Source organism: Vibrio sp. 03_296, from assembly GCF_002265885.1.
In genome coordinates this window covers 1-2,815 of the sequence record NZ_NPKW01000036.1, presented here as the reverse complement: position 1 = coordinate 2,815, position 2,815 = coordinate 1, and the positions used below count along the sequence as shown (strand labels likewise).

The 2,815-nt window shown below is 47.1% G+C and carries 2 protein-coding genes; both read left to right on the top strand.

Translation table 11 applies throughout. The features are described from left to right. Positions 1–680 precede the first annotated feature (680 nt). A complete protein-coding gene (locus CIK04_RS03105) occupies positions 681–977 on the top strand; it encodes a GIY-YIG nuclease family protein (protein WP_053543349.1) in 297 nt (98 codons plus the stop codon). A gap of 66 nt (positions 978–1,043) precedes the next feature. Next, the gene (locus CIK04_RS03100) at positions 1,044–2,384 is read left to right on the top strand and encodes an MBL fold metallo-hydrolase RNA specificity domain-containing protein (RefSeq protein WP_097353739.1); all 1,341 of its coding nucleotides are present in this window, start codon (positions 1,044–1,046) and stop codon (positions 2,382–2,384) included. The last annotated feature ends 431 nt before the right edge of the window (positions 2,385–2,815 follow it).

The window sequence follows — 2,815 nt, the reverse complement described above, 5'->3', positions numbered from 1 at the left end:
ATCCTCGCGAACGCGGGGATCCATCGTACAGCGAGTCTTGTAGCTCGGTATTACCGCTTCATTGCCAGTGTTGTTGTCAGTTTGGCTCTATGTTGTTGTCTGGGGTGAGTGCATTTCCAAACGCGACATCTGGCGTGTGTGGATGAATGGATTCCCGTGTGCACGGGAATGACGATGGGTGGCGTGGCGGCGGTGTGCTGAGTTTTTATGGGATAGTGGCGTTGTTGATGTGTCTTGTCTCATCTCATCCTTTGTTATTACAACTTCTTACTTATAACTTAGGTTTGTCAGCCTCTTTCTGTCTCTCAGCTCGTCATCCTCGCGGACGCGGGGATCCATCGTACAGCGAGTGTTGTAGCTCGGTATTACCGCTTCATTGCATGTGTTGTTGGGTTGTTCTATGTTGTTGTCTGTTGGGGCGAGTGTGTTTCCAAACGTGACATCTGGCGTGTGTGGATGAATGGATTCCCGTGTGCACGGGAATGACAGCTGGTGGTGCGGCAGCTGTAAAGTACTACATTGGTGGAAATAACGGTTGGTAGTGTAAATGTCGCCTTAGTATGTATTTTTGCCAACTTCCTCGCGTGTTTCTTCATCTTCACAAATAGCTTGTTACTGGCGTGTTAGTTTCCCTATTAAGTTGATTCATCAAAACCAATAGAGTGACTAGGAGAAACTCGGTGAGCCTTCCATGTGTGTATATTCTGGCAAGTCAGCCCTATGGCACTTTATATATTGGTGTGACTGGTGATCTCATGAAGCGCATTTGGCAACATAAGAATGGTGAAACGGACGGTTTTAGCAAAAAGTATCGAGTGGCGCATCTTGTATACTTTGAACAGTTTGAAGCCATGACTGATGCGATTTTAAGAGAGAAGCGGCTAAAAAAGTGGAACCGACAGTGGAAGATTCAATTAATTGAAAGCGCCAATCCTCATTGGTTGGATCTGTATGAAAGTCTCCGTACAACGGCCTGACCACTGCGTGATTAACATTGCGCAGTTTCGTTGTGGAGGAGTGCTTTAGGGGAGCAAGGACTAAGCATGCAAGTTATTCACCATGGGGGAAAGGATACCGTTACAGGCTCTTGTCATGAGTTTCGTGCTGCGGCTATCGCGATCTTAATCGATTGTGGGCTTTTCCAAGGGAAAGATGCGCGGCCACCGGAAGTAGATTTCCCAGTCAAACATATTGATGCTTTAGTGCTGACTCATGCGCACATTGATCATATTGGTCGTATTCCTTGGCTACTCGCAGCAGGATTTTCTGGCGCTATCTACTGTACGGAAGCAACCGCTGAACTCGTTCCGCTGATGTTGGAGGATGGGCTAAGGTTACAACTCGGCTTAAACCAAAAACAGTTACACCAAGTGCTCGATTTGGTCAAAAAAAGCTTAAAACCTGTGAAGTATGGAGAGTGGTTAAGACTGACTCCTTGTGTAAAAAATGGTTATCGTGCTTCGCGATCCACTGCCCATGCTTTAGAAAACTACCTCTATCTGCGTTTTAATCCTGCAGGTCATATACTGGGATCGGCCTATTTGGAGTTTAAGCTACCAAGCGACGAAGTTGTGGTGTTCTCGGGGGACTTAGGGCCTCGAAATACGCCACTACTGCCAGATCCCATTTCTCCTCCTCGAGCCGATTATCTGTATATAGAAAGCACTTATGGCGACAAATTGCATGAAAGCGTTGAAGAAAGAGGAGAGCGCCTCAAGTCGATCATCAATCGCTCATTGCAAGACGGTGGTAGCATCTTGATACCTGCGTTTAGTGTCGGCCGCACACAAGAGTTGTTGTTTGATATTGAGCAGTTGATATTTGAGCATAATATCGGCACCGATATCCCTATTATTCTCGACTCGCCATTAGCTAAAAGAGTAACTCAATCGTATCGCCGCTTTAAAAAACTATGGGGAAAGGAGGCGAAGCGTCGGCTGGAGGTCCATCGTTATCCGTTGGCCTTTGAGCAGTGCATAACGATAGATGATTATCGCCAACATAAAGCATTAGTGAATCGTCTTGCCTCGACAGGGGAGCCTGCTATTGTGGTTGCCGCATCAGGAATGTGCCAAGGTGGCCGGATTATGGACTATCTCCAAGCGTTGTTGCCAGATGAGTGTACTGATGTGTTGTTTGCTGGATATCAGGCGAATGGTACTTTGGGCCGTGAGATTCAATCTGGCGCGAAAACGGTACAAATTGAGCACGAAATGGTGGAAGTTCGAGCTCAGATACATACGATGTCTGGCTACTCGGCCCATGCAGACCAAGCCGATCTACTGGCGTTTATTCAAGGTATTGCGCAAAAGCCGAAGGAGATTCATTTGATCCATGGTGAAGAGGAAGCAAAGCTAAGTCTGCTTCGAGCAATGCAGCTTTAGGTTCCTCGTTTCTTTTGTTGATACTCTCCATTTCTGTCTTTTACTTGCTTCAGTTTCTAGTCTCTAGTCCTTTCTCTCTCCGCTCGTCATCCTCGCGAACGCGGGGATCCATCGTACTGCGAGTGTTGTAGCTCGGTATTACCGCTTTGTTACCGGTATTGCTCTATGTTGTTGTTGGTTGTGGCAAGGGGGTTTCCAAACGCGACATCCGGCGCGTGTGGATAAATGGATTCTAGTGTGCACGGGAATGACGATGGGTGGTATGGCGGCGGTGTGCTGAGTTTTTACGGGATAGTGTCGCTGCTGATGTGTCTTGTCTCATCTTATCCTTTGTTATTCAAATTTCTTCTTTACAACTTCGGTTTGTTAGCCTCTTTCTATCTCTCAGTTCGTCATCCTCGCGAACGCGGGGATCCATCGTACAGCGAGTG

Coding starts and splice junctions, on each gene's coding strand:
- CIK04_RS03100 (WP_097353739.1), top strand. CDS start 1,044: ATGCAAGTTATTCACCATGGGGGAAAGGATACCGTTACAGGCTCTTGT.